General features: G+C 39.8%; 1 protein-coding gene and 1 pseudogene. Both read left to right on the forward strand.

Annotated elements, in window-relative coordinates; translation table 11 throughout:
- Positions 1–104, forward strand: a pseudogene (locus CVN76_RS31600) (flagellar motor protein MotB); the annotation flags it as partial.
- Positions 105–148: 44 nt separating this feature from the next.
- On the forward strand, positions 149–355 hold the full coding sequence (locus CVN76_RS02175; RefSeq protein ID WP_232732066.1) for a late competence development ComFB family protein: 207 nt from the start codon (positions 149–151) through the stop codon (positions 353–355).
- Positions 356–367: the final 12 nt, after the last annotated feature.

Below are 367 nucleotides of genomic sequence, written 5' to 3' on the forward strand. Positions count from 1 at the left end.
ATGGGGAATTCAAGCCGGTTGCTTCTAATGAAACGAAAAAAGGAAGGGCGAAAAATCGGAGAGTTGAAATCCTGATAGTCCCGCGGACGGCAATAAATGATTGAAAGCCTGTCTGGAATGGACGGGTTTTACTTTTGAAGGAGCATACATGGAAAGAGAATATACAAATGTGATGGAAGAAATCGTTGTGACTTGGGTTCAGGTTTTAATGTCAGGTATGGAATACCAAACATTTTGTTCATGCGACAAATGTAAAAATGACATCATCACATTATCATTGAATAATATGCCCAATTACTATGTAACGACAGAAGAAGGACGTAAGCGGATATTCGAGAATAACGCAAACGGCTAACGCGAAAGTGGA

The sequence above is a fragment of the Bacillus sp. mrc49 genome (assembly GCF_002803435.1).

What these genes read in the sequence shown, in the direction of transcription:
- CVN76_RS02175 (WP_232732066.1), top strand. Translation starts at nt 149, where the DNA reads ATGGAAAGAGAATATACAAATGTGATGGAAGAAATCGTTGTGACTTGG.